Origin of the sequence: Pseudomonas sp. ACN8 (assembly GCF_002303925.1) — a bacterium.
Lineage (GTDB): Bacteria > Pseudomonadota > Gammaproteobacteria > Pseudomonadales > Pseudomonadaceae > Aquipseudomonas.
This window is the reverse complement of record NZ_MRCS01000029.1, coordinates 40,692-58,462: the sequence shown is the minus strand read 5'-3', so window position 1 is coordinate 58,462 and position 17,771 is coordinate 40,692. Positions and strand designations below refer to the sequence as shown.

General features: G+C 60.4%; 13 protein-coding genes. 1 reads left to right on the top strand and 12 read right to left on the bottom strand.

The window, feature by feature from the left end; translation table 11 throughout:
- Positions 1–23: 23 nt before the first annotated feature.
- The 7 genes from astE to BSF44_RS17420 all read right to left on the bottom strand — a co-directional run bounded on the left by astE (position 24) and on the right by BSF44_RS17420 (position 7,914).
- On the bottom strand, positions 24–1,034 hold the full coding sequence (astE, locus tag BSF44_RS17450) for a succinylglutamate desuccinylase (RefSeq protein WP_095944567.1): 1,011 nt from the start codon (positions 1,032–1,034) through the stop codon (positions 24–26).
- 12 nt (positions 1,035–1,046) lie between these two features.
- The gene (locus BSF44_RS17445) at positions 1,047–1,337 is read right to left on the bottom strand and encodes a hypothetical protein (RefSeq protein ID WP_007934905.1); all 291 of its coding nucleotides are present in this window, start codon (positions 1,335–1,337) and stop codon (positions 1,047–1,049) included.
- Between the two features lie 61 nt (positions 1,338–1,398).
- Complete coding sequence (astB, locus tag BSF44_RS17440) at positions 1,399–2,745, bottom strand: N-succinylarginine dihydrolase (protein ID WP_095944566.1); 1,347 nt, start codon at positions 2,743–2,745, stop codon at positions 1,399–1,401.
- Positions 2,746–2,907: 162 nt separating this feature from the next.
- On the bottom strand, positions 2,908–4,377 hold the full coding sequence (astD, locus tag BSF44_RS17435) for a succinylglutamate-semialdehyde dehydrogenase (RefSeq protein ID WP_172435363.1): 1,470 nt from the start codon (positions 4,375–4,377) through the stop codon (positions 2,908–2,910).
- Positions 4,374–5,399 (bottom strand): arginine N-succinyltransferase, encoded by a 1,026-nt coding sequence (astA, locus tag BSF44_RS17430; protein WP_008049558.1) that lies wholly within the window; start codon positions 5,397–5,399, stop codon positions 4,374–4,376. The genes astD and astA overlap by 4 nt, the downstream gene beginning before the upstream one ends.
- A 79-nt stretch (positions 5,400–5,478) precedes the next feature.
- Positions 5,479–6,498: an arginine/ornithine succinyltransferase subunit alpha gene (gene aruF / locus BSF44_RS17425; RefSeq protein ID WP_046042322.1), complete on the bottom strand. Its 1,020-nt coding sequence runs from the start codon at positions 6,496–6,498 to the stop codon at positions 5,479–5,481.
- Positions 6,499–6,693: 195 nt separating this feature from the next.
- Positions 6,694–7,914, bottom strand: coding sequence for an aspartate aminotransferase family protein (locus BSF44_RS17420; protein ID WP_095944564.1), 1,221 nt, complete (start codon positions 7,912–7,914; stop codon positions 6,694–6,696).
- A gap of 309 nt (positions 7,915–8,223) precedes the next feature.
- Between BSF44_RS17420 and BSF44_RS17415 the strand changes: the two genes are divergently transcribed.
- Positions 8,224–13,254, top strand: a complete 5,031-nt coding sequence (locus BSF44_RS17415; RefSeq protein WP_095944563.1) for a dermonecrotic toxin domain-containing protein — start codon at positions 8,224–8,226, stop codon at positions 13,252–13,254.
- 17 nt (positions 13,255–13,271) lie between these two features.
- Here BSF44_RS17415 and argR read toward each other — a convergent pair whose 3' ends face one another.
- The 5 genes from argR to BSF44_RS17390 all read right to left on the bottom strand — a co-directional run bounded on the left by argR (position 13,272) and on the right by BSF44_RS17390 (position 17,555).
- The gene (gene argR / locus BSF44_RS17410; protein ID WP_095944562.1) at positions 13,272–14,252 is read right to left on the bottom strand and encodes a transcriptional regulator ArgR; all 981 of its coding nucleotides are present in this window, start codon (positions 14,250–14,252) and stop codon (positions 13,272–13,274) included.
- A 248-nt stretch (positions 14,253–14,500) separates the two neighbouring features.
- Positions 14,501–15,265, bottom strand: a complete 765-nt coding sequence (locus BSF44_RS17405; RefSeq protein WP_046042317.1) for an ABC transporter ATP-binding protein — start codon at positions 15,263–15,265, stop codon at positions 14,501–14,503.
- A 37-nt stretch (positions 15,266–15,302) separates the two neighbouring features.
- On the bottom strand, positions 15,303–16,001 hold the full coding sequence (locus BSF44_RS17400; RefSeq protein WP_095944561.1) for an ABC transporter permease: 699 nt from the start codon (positions 15,999–16,001) through the stop codon (positions 15,303–15,305).
- Positions 15,998–16,687, bottom strand: a complete 690-nt coding sequence (locus BSF44_RS17395) for an ABC transporter permease (RefSeq protein ID WP_015096506.1) — start codon at positions 16,685–16,687, stop codon at positions 15,998–16,000. Before BSF44_RS17395 ends, BSF44_RS17400 begins: the two co-directional genes overlap by 4 nt.
- 91 nt (positions 16,688–16,778) lie before the next feature.
- Positions 16,779–17,555, bottom strand: a complete 777-nt coding sequence (locus BSF44_RS17390; protein ID WP_095944560.1) for an ABC transporter substrate-binding protein — start codon at positions 17,553–17,555, stop codon at positions 16,779–16,781.
- Positions 17,556–17,771 lie beyond the last annotated feature (216 nt).

Sequence of the window (17,771 nt, the reverse complement as noted above, 5' to 3'; positions counted from 1 at the left end):
CCTACATGGGTTCTACGCTGAATTCAGGCCAGGTTTTCGTCGGTCGTCGGCACGACCAGGATGCCGGCACGCAAACCATTCTTCACCCTGGGGTTCGGGAAGATGATCCGGGCGCCCTCCTCCTCGATGATCCAGCGGGTGTTGGCGATGTCTTCCGCCAGCAGGTAACCCACTTCCAGTTCCGAAAAGTTCTCGATATCCGCCGGCAGGTTCAGGCGGAAGCTGTCGCTGTGCTTGATGATTTCCCGCGCCACGCTGTACAGCTGCAAACCGTCCAGTGCCGCTTCAGTCAGCTCCGGCTCGGTGCCTTCGATGATTTGCTTGAGACGGTTTTCCAGCAGGGAAACATTGACCCCGTCGTTCTGCCCGAAAGGCCGTGCCTTGCCCAACTCCAGAGTGAAGGCCTCGGCCCCCAGTTTGTCGTAGGTGTAGGCGCTGAACACGATGGAAGGCTTGTTCTGCAACAACACAGCTTCCATGCCGGCAGCACGCAGGCGCGCCAGTTCCTGACGCGAATGCTGGCGATCTTCCTTCCACGGATACAGGGCGAACTGCTCGATTTTCGAGCCGCGAATCGCCGTGTGCAGGTCGTAATGCAGGCGCTGACGATCCGGCAGGCTGAAGAAGCTGGCAGCTAAACGCTCCAGCTCACAGGCGCGCAGTGCTTCGGAACCGCTGCTTTGTTCGTGACGGCCATTGAACAGCCGATTGACGTCCTGCTCGACGAAGCGCTCGCCCTTGCGAATCGCCTCGGGGTTACCGAACAGGAACAGAATACGTGCGCGCGGCTTCAAGTCGCCGCGGGCAATGTCGTGCAACAGGCGATCGAGCAACTCGATCGGCGCTGTTTCATTGCCGTGGATCCCCGCCGACAGCAGCAGGTCCAGGCCATTGTCACGCGCTTCAGGTGGCCGGACTTCCAGCGCACCTTCGCTCAACCAGCGCATGCGCACGCCTTCGACAGTCAGTTGAGTCTTCTCCGCCGGTTCGCGGCCGGCGAGGGTCAGTTCAAGCAGTTTGCCGAGGGCGAGCATAGAGCGGTTTCCTTAGTGGTCGTGATTGCAATCCGGGCCGTGAACGTGATCCTCGTCGTCGCCGAGTTCAGCCGGTTCCATCTCCAGTTGCAGACTTACCAGATTAGTCGCCAATGGGCGCAACAGCAGGTTGGCGTATTCAGCGTCACCTTCTTCGACGTCCACGCCGATCAACAGTTGGCCGCGGCCGTCCTGCTGGATCCACAGCTCTTTGCCTTGCCACATGACCGCGACGCGGGTGCAGGAAGTCTCCAGTTGCGTGCCGTCGGTGTCTTCAAGGATCAGCTGCAGGGTATCGCTCATGTCTTTACGCTCTCGTTTGAGATGAAGCAGCGCGCTGCCATACAGGGCGGCGCGCCGTCGATCAATTGATCTGGAATGGATAAACCGCGCCCAGTTTAAGGATTTGCGTCAGTTCATCCAGTGCCGTCCGGCACTCAAGCAGCAATTGCGGGTCCGCCAGATCGTTTTCGGTCATGCGGTCGCGGTAGTGCTTCTCGACCCATTCGGTCAGTGTGCCGTACAACGGTGCCGTCATGATAACCCCTGGATTGACCGCCGCCAGTTCGGTTTCGTTGAGCGCGACGCGCAACCTCAGGCAAGCCGGGCCACCGCCGTTCTGCATGCTCTGCTTGAGATCGAAGACTTTCACTTCGCGGATCAGGCCGCCGGAGCTGGTCAAACCCTGCAGGTATTGCCAGACACGCTCGTTGCCACGGCATTCTTCCGGCACGATCAACAGCATGGAGCCATCAGGACGCGACAGCAGCTGGCTATTGAACAGGTAGGAACGAACGGCGTCTTCCACGCTTACTGCGGAACGCGGTACGCAGACTGACTGAAATTTCCCACCGACTTTGGCGAGTTTGCTCTGCAATTCAGCGAGCATCTTCTCGGTCTCGAGGAACGCGTCCTCGTGATAGAACAGCACTTCGCCATTACCGACCGCAATCACGTCGTTGTGGAACACACCCTGATCGATTACCGATGGGTTCTGCTGGGCGTAGACCACGCCGTCATCGCTCAAGCCGTGCAGACGGGCTACGGCCTGGGACGCTTCGAGGGTCTGGCGCGCCGGGTACTTCTGCGGTGCCGGGTAGCGGGTGTCGAACGCGCTGCGACCGAACACGAAGAACTCGACACCGGCTCCGCCGTATTCACGGCAGAAACGCGTGTGGTTGGCCGCGCCTTCGTCACCGAACTGCGCCACAGCCGGCAAGGCAGCGTGGTGGGCGAAGTGTTTCTGGTCAGCGAACATCGCCCCCAGCACGCGGCTGGTGGTCGGGTGTTCGATACTGCGGTGATATTTGCAGTTGAGGTTGGCGGCGGTGAAATGCACGCGGCCATCGGCCGTGTCGGCGCTCGGGCTGACGGTGGCGGCGTTGGCCACCCACATGCTCGAGGCCGAGCAACTGGCCACCAGCAGCGGCATCGCGTCTTTGGCAGCGCGCTCGATCACCTGAGCGTCGGTGCCGCCAAAGCCCAGGCGACGCAGTGCGGCCACATCCGGGCGCTCTTGCGGTGCCAGAACGCCTTGCTGGAAACCCATTTCCATCAACGCTTTCATCTTCGCCAGGCCTTGCAGCGCCGCTTCCTTGGGGTTGGAAGACTGCTGGCTGTTGCTCTGGGACGCGACGTTGCCGTAGGACAGGCCGCCATAGTTATGGGTCGGCCCCACTAGACCGTCAAAATTGACTTCATAGGATTTCATCAGCGAGGCTCCACGAGAATCTGTTGTTATAGGCTTCAGTAACTAATCTTTGAGACCGCGTTGCTGCCATCGCCAGCAGGCTGGCTCCCACAGGGTTTGCGTCGTACACAGAGTGTGTGAACACCGCCGAACCTGTAGGAGCCAGCCTGCTGGCGATGGGCGCTACGCCATTTTCACGCCAGGCGTGAGGGCGGCAGGCATCACCAGGCTCGGCGTTTCCAGCGAGGCCACCGGGTACGCGCAGTAATCCGCCGCGTAGTAGGCGCTGGCGCGGTGGTTGCCCGAGGCGCCGACGCCGCCGAATGGCGCGCTGCTCGCGGCACCGGTCAGCTGCTTGTTCCAGTTGACGATACCGGCACGGCTTTCCAGCCAGAATTGCTGGTAACGCACCTCGGAGTCCGACAGCAGGCCAGCCGCCAGGCCGTAGGCGGTGTCGTTGGCTTCAACGATCGCCGCTGCAAAATCAGCGTAGCGGATCACCTGCAGCAACGGGCCGAACAGTTCTTCGTCAGGACGATCGGCAACGGCAGACACGTCCAGGATACCCGGGGTCAGCAAGGCCGATTGAGCCTGAGGCTGAGTCATTTCCAGCAGCGCCACGGCGCCATTGGCCAGCAGGTGCTCCTGAGCATCCATCAACGCTTTCGCAGCGCCAAGGGAAACCACCGAGCCCATGAACGGCGCCGGTTGCTGATCGAAAGCACCGACCTCAATGGTCGAGCTGACCGCTACCAGGCGCGCCAGCAACGTATCACCCCAGGCACCTTGCGGCACCAGCAAACGGCGGGCACAGGTGCAGCGCTGGCCGGCGGAGATGAACGCCGACTGAATGATGGTGTACACCGCGGCATCGAGGTCGGCGACCTGATCGACCACCAGCGGGTTGTTGCCGCCCATCTCCAGCGCGAGGATCTTGTCCGGACGACCGGCGAATTGCTGGTGCAGGTGATTGCCGGTGCGGCTGGAGCCGGTGAAGAACAGACCGTCGATACCCGGGTTCGCCGCCAGGGCGATGCCGGTTTCACGAGCGCCTTGCAGCAGGTTCAACACGCCAGCCGGCAGACCCGCCTCGACCCAGCACTTGACCGTCAGCTCAGCGACTTTCGGTGTCAGTTCGCTTGGCTTGAACAGCACGCTGTTACCGGCCAGCAGTGCCGGCACGATGTGGCCGTTCGGCAGGTGACCCGGGAAGTTGTAAGGACCAAATACCGCCACCACACCGTGGGGTTTGTGGCGCAGCACAGCGGTGGCATCGCCCAGCGGGCCGCTCTTTTCGCCGGTACGCTCGCGGTAGCTCTGCACCGAGATGGCAATCTTGTTGACCATGCTGGTGACTTCGGTCGCCGCTTCCCACAGGGGTTTGCCGGTTTCTTCGCCGATGGTATGAGCCAGTTCGTCAGCGTGATTTTTCAGCGCAGCGGCAAAGGCTTCCAGCACCGAAATACGCTCTTCCAGGGTGCGTCGGGCCCAGCCAGGGAACGCCTGACGCGCCGCTTGCACAGCCGACTCGACCTGAGCGGCGGTGGCGCCAACGCCGGACCACAGCACCTGCTGGGTCACCGGGTTCAGCGACTCGAAGGCTTCACCCCCACCTGCCAGCCATTCACCTGCGATGTAAAGCGACTTCATTATTTCGACTCCCGAGCTGCGGACAACGCCACGGCGCGCACTTGATCGCCTGCGTTGAGTTGAAGACGTTTGGCGGTCTGCGGATCGACCACCAGGGTGCCGGCGGCCAGACGTGCCGGTGCAGCAGTGATGCGGCAGTCCTCGCGCTTGCGGTTGTGGATGATGAATGGCGTGGCGTCGTCACCCGGCGTGCCAACGGCCAGCACCAGCGCCTGGCTGTCACGCACGGCGCGGATTTTGCCGGTTTCGCACTCGATCGCCGGGCCTGCGTCGAAGATATCGACGTAACCCTGGTAGCTGAAACCTTCGCTCTTGAGCATGGCCAGCGCCGGCTCGGTGTCCGGGTGAACCTGCCCGATCACGTTGCGCGCATCCGGCGACAGGAAGCAGGTGTACAGCGGGAATTTCGGCATCAGTTCGGCGATGAACGCCTTGTTGCCCACCCCGGTCAGGTAGTCGGCCTGGCTGAATTCCATCTTGAAGAAGTGCCGGCCCAGGCTTTCCCAGAACGGCGAACGCCCGGCCTCGTCGGAGACACCGCGCATTTCGGCAATGATCTTGTTGCCGAACAGTTGCGGGAACTCGGCGATGAACAGCATCCGCGCCTTGGACAGCATGCGACCGTTGAGGCCGCTGCGGTAATCGGCGTGCAGGAACAGCGAGCACAGCTCGGAGTTGCCGGTCAGGTCGTTGGCCAGGAACAGCGTCGGGATTTCGCGATAGATGTTCAGCTCTTGCGAAGCGCTGACCGTCAGACCGACCCGGAAGTTGTACCAGGGCTCACGCAGGCCGACGGCGCCGGCAATGGCGGAAATACCCACCACGCGACCGTCGTCATCTTCGAGCACGAACAGGTAGTCCGCATCGCCCCGCCCGGCTTCGCCGCGAAAGGTCTTCTCGGCCCAGCCGACCCGATGGGCCAGCCGCTCTTCGTTGGCCGGCAAGGTGGTCAGGCCGGTGCCGGTGCTGCGGGCCAGGTCGATCAGAGCGGGTAAATCGCTGCTGCGTACGGGACGAACGATCATGCTATCTCCTCAAACGGGCCGCTTGCGCCACCCGTGAAACTTCGCTGCTGTCTAAACAAGCAATCAGGCCGGGCAGGCGTTAAACCGCCACCAGGCGCACGCTGGCACCCTCGCCGACGCCCAGGGCTTCGGCCGCTTCCAGGTCCAGGGTCACTGGTTTGCCTGGTGCGTAATCGAGTTCGAGCATGACCGCGCGGTAATCCTGCAACTGGGCATTGGCCACCAGATACTGGCGACCGACGCCCTTGACCGGTTCGCCGATCTTCACCGGCACCACACGGCTCTGGGCGATCGAACGGATCCCCGAAACACGGGCATGCAGGGTCGGGCCGCCGTCGAAGATGTCGATGTAGTGATCGGTCTCGAAGCCTTCGCGCATCAGGATGTCGAAGGTGATCTGCGCCCGCGGGTGTACCTGGCCCATGGCTTCTTGCGCGGAGTCCGGCAGCAGCGGCACGTAGATCGGGTAATGCGGCATCAGTTCGGCGAGGAACGTACGGCTTTTCAGCCCGCACAGACGCTCGGCTTCGGCGTAGTTGAGGTCGAAGAAGTTGCGACCGATGGCATCCCAGAATGGCGAGTCGCCGTTTTCATCGCTGTAACCGACGATTTCGGTCACCACGGAATCGGCAAAACGCTCCGGATGGCTGGCCACGAACAACAAGCGGCCACGGGAGTTGAGCTCCGACCACGGCGAACCCACCAGCTCGCGTTGCACATAGAAACTGGTCAGCAAGCTGTTGCCGGTCAGGTCGTGGCACTGGGAGAGCACGTGGATCTTGTTGTGAATCTTCAGCTCGCGGGAGGCGTGCACGAAGGTTTCGTTGCGAAAGCTGTAGAACGGCTCGGAGTAACCGGCCGATGCCACGATGGCCGAGCAACCGACCAGCTTGCCGGTGGCAGAGTCTTCAAGGACGAAGAAATAGCTTTCTTCACCGTTGAAACTCACTTCGGCGGCGAACGAGGCTTCGCTTGCGGCGATCTTGTCGCTCAGGCGTTCAACGTCATCCGGCAAGGAAGTGACACCAATCGGACTGTCCGCAGCCAGACGCTGTACCTCGCCCAGATCAGCCATTTGCGCGGGGCGCATCACCAGCATGGTGTCACTCCTTTCTCTTAACTCTTTTGAGGAAAATAAGCCGGCCCCTTGTAGGAGCGAGCCTGCTCGCGATGGTGGATCAGCAACAATGATGTCGCCTGATCCACCATCGCGAGCAGGCTCGCTCCTACAGAAAAGCGGGGCCGGCATAAAAAATTCGGTTCGACGCCTGACTGGCAGGCGTCGAAGGGTCTATCAGGCTTGCGTCAGTTTTGCCGCGGCACGTTCGAATCGGTCCAGACCGGCATCGATATCGGCGTCTTCCACCACCAGGCTCGGGGCGAAACGCACCACGTCCGGGCCGGCTTGCAGGACCATCAGGCCTTCTTGCTCAGCGGCATTGAAGATGTCCTTGGCCTTGCCTTTCCAGGCATCGCTCAGCACGCAACCGATCAACAGGCCCATGCCGCGGACCTTGGTGAACAGCCCGTACTTCTCGCCGATCTGCTCAAGGCGGGCCTTGAACTTGTCGTGCTTGGCGTTGACGCCGGCCAGCACTTCAGGGGTGTTGATCACGTCGATCACAGCTTCCGCGACAGCGCACGCCAGCGGGTTGCCGCCGTAAGTGGTGCCGTGGGTGCCGACGACCAGGTGCTTGGCCAGGTCTTCGGTGGTCAGCATCGCCGCGATCGGGAAACCGCCGCCCAGGCTCTTGGCGCTGGTCAGGATGTCCGGGATCACGCCGTAATGCTGGTAGGCGAACAGATGGCCGGTACGGCCCATGCCGGTTTGCACTTCGTCGAAAATCAGCAGCGCGTTGTGCGCGGTGCAGAGCTCGCGGGCACCTTGCAGGTATTCCAGTTCAGCCGGGATCACACCGCTTTCGCCCTGGATCGGTTCCAGCACCACAGCGCAAGTCTTGTCGGAAATGGCAGCTTTCAGTGCAGCCAGATCGTTGTACGGCACATGGGTGATGCCGGTGATTTTCGGACCGAAACCGTCGGAGTACTTCGACTGACCGCCGACGTTCACGGTGAACAGGGTACGGCCGTGGAAACTGTTGAGCGCCGCAATGATTTCGTACTTCTCGCTGCCGAAACGGTCGAAGCCGACGCGACGGGCCAGCTTGAAAGCGGCCTCGTTGGCTTCGGCGCCGGAGTTGCAGAAGAAGGCGCGGTCGGCAAAGGTGGCGTCGACCAGTTTATGCGCCAGGCGCAGGGCCGGCTCATTGGTGAACACGTTGGACACGTGCCACAGCTTGTTCGCCTGCTCGGTCAAGGCACCGACCAGCGCCGGATGCGCGTGACCCAATACGTTGACGGCAATCCCGCCGGCGAAGTCGATCAGCTCGCGGCCGGACTGGTCCCAAACGCGGGAACCGGCGCCACGCACAGGAATGAATGCGGCAGGCGCATAGTTGGGAACCATTACCTGATCGAAATCGGCGCGTTGTACCGCAGCGTGCTCAACGGACATCGGAGTCTCCTGAAGAGAAAACACTCGCCTGAAACTGGCGAGCTTGGTGAGGATTGTAAGGACAGTTTTCAGCCCGGCCTTGCCGCCAAGCGACAACTTCTTATAGCGCAAACCCCGGATTTTCCCGGGTTTACGGCAATGCGACATATAGGGTCGCAAAGGCGCAGTTTAACTGGCGACGGGCGTTTGCGGCAGGCTTGCTGCGTTGTAACCCATGGCAATGGTCGGAGTGCGGTAAATATGTACCGCACAGCGTCCAGGTTCGCGGGTTTTCCTAGTGGCCTTTCAAAGCCAACGGCCACTGCCCCCATGACTACCGAATCTACTGCCACTGTTGCCTCCGACGCTTTCAGACCCGACGCTCACTTCCAGCACCTGCAGAATGTCATCCCCTCCTGGCTCCACCAGGCGGCACCCCATAGACGCGAGGCGCTGCGCAACATCACCCCCGCTCTGCCCGCCGGACTAAAGACTGCGTCGAAACATCACCACACGGAACTCACCAGGCTGATCGCCCGACAGGTCGCCAGCCAGAACCAGGTCGACAAGGCGCTGGCCAACCTGCAAAACCCCGCGGATTTCGCCGAACCGCTGCTCCAGGCCGAAATCAAGCGCCGCTTCGGCCTGGATCTGAATGTGCGCGAAACGTTTTTGCGCCTCTATCTACCTGATCACCTGCCGTGGTTACGACTGAAGTCGGGCGCTGCGCGCATCTGGACGGTATCGCTGCTGGACGCCGCACTGCACAATTTCGAAACTGCCGAGACCCGCGCAGATGCCTTCGAGCCTGCCTCGACGTACATCACAGCACCGTCTTCCGACGGGCAATTCCTGACCTTGCCGCAGATCCTGAAAAAAATGCCTGTGACGGTATTTACCGGTATGTGCCGGGAGCTGGACATTGGCCAGCGCTATAAAACCTATCTGGAAGACAATCTGGGCATCAGCAACCCGGTGGTCGCGGCGGTCCTGCAAGGAAAAATCCGCGACAGCCAGAAATCCGCAATCACCGCTGCATTGCACCTGGCACAGATGCAAAAAAACCTGGGCAACGACACCCACAGCCTGATTCTCGGTCTGCTCGACAACCTGCCGCATCTGCGCCTGCACAGGCAGCCATGGCGCTGTCATGATCTGACGATCCTCAACGCGCGCCTGACCGGCATCCTGCTGTTTGCCCCGGACCTGGAGCGCGCCCGGGAAGTGGTTCGCGTGGTGGCTTATATACCGGGCGACCCCGAACAGCCGATCAAGGAATACCCATCGTCCGCAGCCTTCGCCGAGGAACTGGGCCAGCGCCTTCGCGCCCCCGCCTATCAACAGTTTTTCAGCCGCTTCATTAACCATGAGGATCGCGGCCACTTTTTCGCTCAGTTGAACAACCTGCTTGCCCCGATCACCTGGCAACCGGTCCAGCCAGGCGATTCTCGTCCGACCTGGCGGGAACAACCCAACCCCCGTGCGGATCTGCAGATCGTGGCAACGCCTGTCACAGCAGAACTGTGGACTCACCTCTACCAGAGCAAGCTCAACAAGATCCTCAACGATGCGCGGGTGATCGCGGTGTCCACTGCAACGGTCGACCAGAAAGCCCGTTGGGCGCTGTGGGATTCCTTCACGGAAATCGCCTCGGCGCTGCTGAACATCGCCGCTTTCGTCGCGCTGCCATTCGTGCCGTTTCTCGGCGAACTGATGCTGGGCTACATGGCCTACCAGTTGCTCGACGAAACCTTCGAAAGCGTGGTCGACTGGGCCGAAGGGCAGAGTCGCGAGGCCTTCGGGCACCTGATGGGTGTGGTGGAGTCCGTGGTGCAACTGGGAACCTTTGCCGCAGGTGGCGCGATCGCGGCCGGGGAATTTCGCTCGGTATTGCCTCGGGAGATCGTTGAATTCATCGACCGCTTCAATTCGGTAAAACGCCCGAACGGCGACACCCGCTACTGGCAGCCCGACCTGACCACCTATGAACACCCCGCGGTGTTACCCAAGGATGCAAAACCGGATGAGCTGGGGCTGCACCCACATCAAGGCCAAACCCTGCTGCCCCTGGAAACCAAACACTACGCCGTGAGCAAAGATCCGCTAACCGGCAAATACCGCATCGACCACCCCACCCGCCCTGACGCCTACAAACCACAACTGCGACACAACGGCAGCGGTGCCTGGCAAACCGAGCTCGACCAGCCGTTGAGCTGGAACCAGGCCACCGTATTGCACCGTGTCGGCCCGGACATGCAGCGATTTCCAGCCAGCACCCGCGAGCGCATCCTCGACATCAGCGGCAGCCACGAAGATGTCCTGCGCAAGATGCATGTGAATGCCGAACAGGTGCCGCCGCTATTGGCCGACACACTCGTACGCTTCGGGATCGATCAGGACATACAAGCCTTTATCGATCAGATCGGCAGCGACCAGCCGGAACATTTCCTCAAGGCAGATCCCGTGACACAGCTGGAACTGCTTAATGAAAACGGCTACTGGCCAGCAGACAAAGGCCTGCGACTGATCGACGACAAAGCGCAAACCCTTTGGCAAAGCCCGGCGCGCGATGTGCCCGTGGTGCAAATCGATACCGCCCGCCTCACCGATGGTGACCTGCTGAAAACAGTTCTCCTGACCCTGTCGGACAGCGAAGCCAGAACGTTGATGGGTGAAGAATTCGGCCACTCCTCCCCGGGCCTGGAAAACCGGACGCAGCGGTTGCGCCAGATACTCTCGCAACTTGCCGAACAGAAACGGCAACGCCTGTTCGACCAGCGTTACCGCAGACTCGAAGGTGGCGCTCGCGCAGCTGTACAAGTGGTCATGGATGCCGAGCCCGGACTGCCACGCAGCGTTGCACAAGCGATTGTGGACACAGCAAGCGACCTGGAACTGCAGCAGTTGAAAAACGCAACCGTCCCCCCTCGATTAGCCGAGCTGAGCCGGGAGGCCCGCTTGCAAGTGCGCGTGACACGCGCCTACGAGGGGCTTGATTTGCCATCGACCGAGAACAACCTCGACACCGACCGGCTGGCCTTGCACACCCTGGAAAAACTGCCAGGCTGGACGGGACAGCTACGGTTGGAAATCCGCCAGTACTCCCATGAGGGTCTCCTCATTGACAGCCTTGGCAGCGTCGAAGCGCCCGACCGCAAAGTACTGGTGCTCAATGAAGAAGGCTCGTATCAGCCGTTCGATCATGATGGCGAAGAACTCAGCGGCATGGGCTCGCTTTACACCTGCCTGCTACAGGCCATGCCGGACAGCGAACGTACCGCCCTGAATCTTCATATCGGTGAAGGTGAACGGCTCAAACAGTTGATTCGCCAGCACGCCTTGAGCCGTGATGCATTGCGCGCGCTGCTGATTCAACACCCCAACCTCAAACCCACCTACGACCCAAAGGTGATGCGCTTGCTTGGTGGCAGTGACGGGTATCGTCGAATCCCAGGCAACACACCCACCTTGCAAACCCGGGCGCAGACACTGTTTCCCCATCTATCCGCCGAAGAACTCGACGCCTTCGTCGAACGCTTGCAGCAACACCCCAACGGGCTGCGAGCAGAGCTGAGTCGGCTCATGACTCAACACGCGCAACTCCTGGAGACACTTTCGTCCTGGCGCAATCAAATTCCACTGTTCATTCCAGACACGCAAATCGGAATCACGCCCGAGCAATTCGCTGCGCAACAGCAGGTCCGCCGTCAATTCACTACCCGTCTGGCCGAGTGTTGGCGCCAGCAATGGACCCTCCCCGAGACCGCTTTTGAAACGGTCGACTTCAACTTTTTCCAACCGATCATCGGCCAATTGCCGACACTGGACGCCGAATTCAGCGGCGTCACCATGCTGACCCTGGATGGCAGTAGTGCCACGCGAGGCGTGCAGGAGTTTCTGCGCGGTTTTACAGGTTTACGCATCCTGAAACTGCGCGACGTCAACCTTGGCCACTTGCCGGACACCGTTTCCTCGTTGCAACTCGAAGAACTCGTTCTGAGCAATTGCGCGATTACCCTCAGCCCCGAAAGCCAGACCGCACTTGCCGGCCTGCATCAGTTGACTTTTCTGAACTTGCTCAAAAACCCCTTGGGCCTGACACCTGATATCGGCAGCATGCCCGATTTGAATTACATCGATTTATCGCAGACAGGCATCACTGAACTTCCGCGCGACTTGTTGACTCGTCCGCGCCTGCGCACCGCCCTGCTCCATGACAACCAGATCAAGGAGGTACCCGACACCCTGTTCACATTGCAGCGCAGCACCCAGGGAGATATCAACCTGGGCAACAATCCACTTTCAAGCGCAACCCGTGAACGCCACAAACAGCACTTCCAGCAGACCCGTCAGGACTTCGGTATCTACGCCGAAGAAGGAGACATCCACCGCGTGCAAGCGCTGTACCCCATGCTGGACCGTGAGGTTGCCAGCAAATTCGTGCTCCTGTTACCCGGCACACTGGACGAGGGGCGAATCACATTGACCCGCCTGGAAGCCGAACTCACCACCCTTGAAAACGACCTGTCAGCCTGGACCGGCAATATTCCAGCCGTCCACCCTCACAGCAATCAACCGTTCACTGCCCAGCAACTGCTGATCGAACATTCGACGCGGGACGCATTCAGAGAGTCCGTACTACGCTGCTGGCGCCGGGAAACCGATCCGGATGATTTCAACGATACGCTGCAAGCGACTACTTATGACCTGAGTCTGGAGACGCGGATTACCGGTAGCCTGCCGATACTTAGCGCAGATTTCAGCCATGTTTCCATGGTTTACCTGAGCAGCGAGAGCGGCCTGACCACAGGTGTCACGGGGTTCCTGGAGAGCTTCCCCAAACTCAAGACCCTCGTTATCAACGACTTCAGGCTGGGCGATATCCCGGAGGCGATTTTCCGGATGAGCGATTTGAAGTCGCTCAATCTCCTGGACTGCAACGTCACCCTGACCCCGCAGTCGGCCCTGAACCTGGCGGAGATGGCCCGCCTGGAATTCATCGACTTGAGAAACAATCCGCTGGGACTGGCTCCGGATATCAGCCAGATGACAGACCTGGCGACCCTGCAACTGGACAACTGCGGGCTCACCGAACTACCCGCCGGACTGTTGCAACTCAAGAGCCTGGAATCCGTGGACCTGAGCGACAACGCGATCAGCCAAATACCCGCCGACCTCCTCGAACTGCCGCTGGAGCTCGCCGAAAGCATCAGCCTGCGGGGCAATCCGTTCTCTGAAGAAAGCCTGCAAATCCTGCTCGAGTATTTCAGGCTGACCAGCGTCGACTTCGGAGTTCAGGAAGTGATCGAACGGGCAGAATTGGAGATGTCGACTTCCGAGGCGTCCGAACCGGAAGATTAATCGGGATCAGGCGCGGATCAACCGCGCTCCGACGGCACCGATGACAATTCGAACGGGCTGCTGCTGCGCCGCTGGTTGCGATCTTCCCGCGGCGTGGCACCGAAGAAATTGCGATAGGCGCTGGAAAAGTGCGGCCCCGAGGAGAAGCCACAGGACAAGCCGATCTGGATGATCGACTTGCTGGTTTGCATCAACATCTGCCGAGCCTTGTTCAGGCGCAGTTCCAGGTAATACTGGCTTGGCACACGGTTGAGATATTGCTTGAAGATGCGCTCCAGTTGCCGACGGGACACGCAAACGTGCTGGGCAATTTCGTCCGTGGTCAGGGGCTCTTCGATGTTGGCTTCCATCAGCAACACGGCTTGTGTGAGCTTCGGATGGCTGGAACCGAGGCGGTTCTGCAACGGAATACGCTGGCGTTCGCCGCCCTCGCGGATGCGCTCGACCACCAGTTCTTCGGATACCGCCCCGGCCAGTTCCGCCCCATGGTCGCGGGCCAGTACGGCCAGCAACAGGTCGAGCACCGACAGGCCGCCGCACGCGGTCAGGCGATCGCGATCCCAATCGAACAGATGACTGGTGGCGATGACCTTCGGAAAGCGCTCGGCGAAATCGTCCTGCCAGCGCCAGTGCACGGCAGCGCGATAACCGTCGAGCAAACCGAGTTGCGCCAACGGATAAACACCGGCCGACAGACCGCCGATCACGCAACCGGAACGCACCAGTTGCTTGAGCGCACTGCTGAGCGCTGGCGCCAATGCGGTCGGCGGCTCGTCCGCGAGCAGGAACAGTTTCTGGAAGTTTTCGAGCTTGCCGGTCCACGCTTCACCCGGCAATTGCCAGGCGCTTTCGGCCGGCGGCTCGGCCTGCAGGAACGACAACTCGTAAACCACGTCCGGATGCACACGCTGGGCAACACGCAAGGCCTCCTCAGCCAGCGCAAGCGTCAGTGCTTTAGTGCTGGGCCAAATCAGGAAACCAATTCGATGGGCAGTCATGGTGGGCAATCCGAAGCGGAGAACAGTGATGAAGGCATGGGCCAATGCTAGCCCGTAAATGAACGCAAATCTCAAAACCAACAGAGATCTAAATGTGGGAGCGAGCCTGCTCGCGAATGCGGTGGATCAGTCGACATCTGTGTTGAATGTCACACCGCATTCGCGAGCAGGCTCGCTCCCACAAGGGATCGGGGCCGGCCTCTAAATTGCGAAGCATGCACTATCCCGGTGCACAACGGCAGTCCTGATTACTTCAAGCTACCGGACAGGAATTGCTGCAAACGCTCCGATTGCGGGTTCACCAGCACTTCGCGCGGGTTGCCGCTTTCTTCGACCACACCTTTGTGCAGGAACACCAACTGGTTCGACACTTCGCGGGCGAAGCCCATTTCGTGCGTCACCACGACCATGGTCCGGCCTTCCTGGGCCAGGGCCTGCATGACTTTCAACACATCGCCGACCAGCTCCGGGTCGAGTGCGGAAGTGGGCTCGTCGAACAGCATCACCTCAGGCTCCATCGCCAGCGCACGGGCAATCGCCACACGCTGCTGCTCGCCACCGGACATGTGTCCCGGATACGCGTCTTTGCGATGAGCCACGCCCACCTTGTTCAGGTAGTGTTCGGCTTTCTCGCGCGCTTCGGCCTTGGACATGCCCAGTACGTGCACCGGCGCTTCCATGATGTTTTCCAGCGCGGTCATGTGCGACCACAGGTTGAAATGCTGGAACACCATCGACAGGCGTGAACGCATGCGCTGCAGCTGTTTCGGGTCGGCCGCCTTCAGCGCGCCGTCCTTGTTCGCCACCAGCTTCAACTCTTCGTTGTTGAGCAGGATCTTGCCCGCGTGCGGCTGCTCCAGCAGGTTGATACAGCGCAGGAAAGTGCTTTTGCCGGAGCCACTGGAACCGATGATGCTGATCACATCGCCGGCTGCCGCTTTCAGGGACACGCCCTTGAGCACTTCGTGACTGCCATAGCGTTTATGCAGGTCTTGGACTTCAAGTTTGTACATGCTGTCGGTTCTCACAAAAACAGTCAGTCAGTGGTATTCAGTGCTTGCGCGGGGCCAGGTAGCCCAGCCAGCGGCGCTCGGCCATCTTGAACAGTTTCACCAGGATGAAGGTCAGGCACAGGTAGAACACGCCGGCGGTGATGTACGCCTCGAACGGCAGGTAAAACTGGGCGTTGACCGTGCGCGCGGCACCGGTGATGTCGATCAGGGTCACGATGGACGCCAGACTGGTGGTCTGCAGCATCATGATCACTTCGTTGCTGTACTGCGGCAGCGCCCGGCGCAAGGCCGACGGCAGCAGGATGCGCTTGTACATCTTGACCCGCGACATGCCCATGGCCTTGGCCGCTTCGATCTCACCGTTCGGCGTGGCGCGCAGGCTGCCGGCGATGATTTCGGCGGTGTAGGCGCTGGTGTTGATCGCGAACGCCAGGCACGCACAGAACGTTGCGCTGGACAGCCACGGCCAGAGGAAGCTTTCACGTACCGCTTCGAACTGCGCCAGACCGTAGTAGATCAGGAACAACTGCACCAGCATCGGCGTGCCGCGGATCACGTAGGTGTAGAGCCAGGCCGACATGTTGACGACCGAGTTCTTCGAGACGCGCATCAAGCCCAACGGCAAGGCGCACAGCAAGCCGAAGAACAGCGACAGCGCGAGCAGTTTGAGGGTGGTCACCAGGCCGCCGAGGTACAGCGGCAAGGCCTCCCAAATGACGTTGTAGTCGAAGATCATAGATCAGCCGCCCTTACGCCTACCGAGTAGCGCTTCTCAAGGTGACGCAATGCCAGCAACGACACACTGGTGATCACCAGGTACATCGCCGCCACTGCGAGGAAGAAGGTGAAAGGCTCGCGGGTGGCATCGGCCGCCTGCTTGGCCTTGAACATCATGTCTTGCAGACCCACCACCGAAATCAGCGCGGTAGCCTTGGTCAATACCAGCCAGTTGTTGGTGAAACCCGGAATCGCCAGGCGAATCATCTGTGGCACCAACACCCGGAAGAACACCTGGAAACTGCTCATGCCGTAAGCCATGCCGGCTTCAGCCTGGCCCTTGGGGATCGCCATGAAGGCGCCACGGAAGGTTTCCGACAGGTACGCACCGAAGATGAAGCCCAGGGTGCCGATACCGGCGGCCAACGGGTTCAGGTCGATGTACTCGTCAAAGCCGAGCAGCGGTGCGACGCGGTTGAGCAGGTCCTGGCCGCCGTAGAAAATCAGCAGGATCAGCACCAGGTCGGGAATACCGCGGATCACCGTGGAATACAGGTCGCCCAGCCAGGCCAGCCAGCGCACCGGCGACAGACGCAGTGCCACGCCGATCAGACCCAGAACGATGGCCATGGCCATGGACGACAAGGCGAGCTGAAGCGTCAGCCAAGCGCCATCGAGGATGACAGCCCCGTAGCCTTTCAACATGATTCAGGTCCTCGAAAGTTGGGATGAAAAAATGGCGCAAACCTCAGAGATCCTGTTGCTTGCGCCATTTCGGACTTGTCGCTGGGACGTATTACTTGCCGTAGATATCGAAGGCGAAGTACTTGTCCTGGATTTGCTGGTACTTGCCGTTCGCACGAATAGCGGCGATAGCGTTGTTGAGCTTGTCCAGATCTTCCTTGTCGCCTTTGCGCACCGCGATGCCTACGCCGTCGCCGAAGTATTTGACGTCGGTGAACGCAGGGCCGACGAAGGCGAAACCTTTACCGGCGTCGGTTTTCAGGAAACCGTCATCCAGAAGCGTAGCGTCTGCCACGGTGCCGTCGAGGCGGCCGGCGGCCACGTCGAGGTAAATTTCGTTCTGCGAACCGTAAGGCTTGATCTCGGCACCCAGCGGGGCCAGGACTTCGCGGGCGAAACGCTCGTGGATCGAACCACGCTGCACGCCGATGTTCTTGCCCTTGAGCTCGGTCAGGCCTTCGCTGACTTGAGTGCCGGCCTTCATGACCAGGCGAGCCGGGGTGTTGTAGTACTTGTTGGTGAAGTCCACGGACTTCTTGCGATCTTCGGTGATCGACATGGACGACAGGATCGCGTCGATCTTTCGCACTTTCAGTGCCGGGATCAGGCCGTCGAACTCTTGCTCGACCCACACGCACTTGACCTTCATCTCTTCACACAATGCATTGCCGATGTCGTAGTCGAAACCAACGATGCTGCCGTCCGGAGCCTTGGACGCGAACGGAGGGTAAGCCGCCTCGATACCGATTTTCAGAGGTTTTTCATCGGCGAAGGTTGGCATGGACAGCACGGACAGTGCCAGGGCGCCAAGCAGCACGAGTTTCTTCATCTTGGGACTCCATCGGTAAAGGGCAAAAACGGCAGAGTGAGCGACAGCCCAATATGCGAGTGAGTGGAACCAGAAAGCAGTGCTACGTCTTGGGAAGCGGGTGTTGAAATTCAACACGAGCAACGACGAGCGAGTGATCGGCATTCTAACGACAGGCCCGAGGCCGATATTTCTTCAATGCGACAACTAATTACAGAAGCACTGAGAAAGTCGTTT

Excerpts from the sequence above, each read along its gene's own strand:
- BSF44_RS17405 (WP_046042317.1), bottom strand. The coding sequence starts at position 15,265 with ATGTACAAACTTGAAGTCCAAGACCTGCATAAACGCTATGGCAGTCAC.
- aruF (WP_046042322.1), bottom strand. The coding sequence starts at position 6,498 with ATGCTGGTGATGCGCCCCGCGCAAATGGCTGATCTGGGCGAGGTACAG.
- BSF44_RS17400 (WP_095944561.1), bottom strand. The coding sequence starts at position 16,001 with ATGATCTTCGACTACAACGTCATTTGGGAGGCCTTGCCGCTGTACCTC.
- BSF44_RS17420 (WP_095944564.1), bottom strand. The coding sequence starts at position 7,914 with ATGTCCGTTGAGCACGCTGCGGTACAACGCGCCGATTTCGATCAGGTA.
- astE (WP_095944567.1), bottom strand. The coding sequence starts at position 1,034 with ATGCTCGCCCTCGGCAAACTGCTTGAACTGACCCTCGCCGGCCGCGAA.
- BSF44_RS17390 (WP_095944560.1), bottom strand. The coding sequence starts at position 17,555 with ATGAAGAAACTCGTGCTGCTTGGCGCCCTGGCACTGTCCGTGCTGTCC.
- BSF44_RS17445 (WP_007934905.1), bottom strand. The coding sequence starts at position 1,337 with ATGAGCGATACCCTGCAGCTGATCCTTGAAGACACCGACGGCACGCAA.
- BSF44_RS17415 (WP_095944563.1), top strand. The coding sequence starts at position 8,224 with ATGACTACCGAATCTACTGCCACTGTTGCCTCCGACGCTTTCAGACCC.
- astB (WP_095944566.1), bottom strand. The coding sequence starts at position 2,745 with ATGAAATCCTATGAAGTCAATTTTGACGGTCTAGTGGGGCCGACCCAT.
- argR (WP_095944562.1), bottom strand. The coding sequence starts at position 14,252 with ATGACTGCCCATCGAATTGGTTTCCTGATTTGGCCCAGCACTAAAGCA.
- astA (WP_008049558.1), bottom strand. The coding sequence starts at position 5,399 with ATGATCGTTCGTCCCGTACGCAGCAGCGATTTACCCGCTCTGATCGAC.
- BSF44_RS17395 (WP_015096506.1), bottom strand. The coding sequence starts at position 16,687 with ATGTTGAAAGGCTACGGGGCTGTCATCCTCGATGGCGCTTGGCTGACG.